The 361-nt window shown below is 44.3% G+C and carries 1 protein-coding gene; it reads right to left on the reverse strand.

The features are described from left to right. Nucleotides 1–361: EF-Tu C-terminal domain-related protein (locus ACTRWE_RS19320; protein ID WP_462880549.1), on the reverse strand; the 361-nt coding region annotated here is incomplete at both ends.

Genomic DNA, 361 nt, shown 5'->3' on the forward strand with positions numbered 1-361 from the left:
AGTCATCTTAACGTTATCACCAGGCATTACCATTTCTACGCCTTCTGGTAACTGTACGTCACCTGTTACGTCAGTTGTACGGAAGTAGAACTGTGGACGGTAACCTTTGAAGAATGGAGTATGACGACCACCTTCATCTTTCGAAAGTACGTATACTTCTGAAGTGAATGTAGTGTGTGGCTTGATTGAACCAGGCTTAGCTAGTACTTGACCACGTTCAACGTCTTCACGCTTAGTACCACGTAAAAGTGCACCAATGTTCTCACCAGCACGACCTTCGTCAAGAAGCTTACGGAACATCTCAACACCAGTACAAGTAGACTTAGTCGTCTCTTTGATACCAACGATTTCAACTTCGTCG

This window comes from Pseudoalteromonas sp. G5_S1_54_S4 (assembly GCF_054968565.1).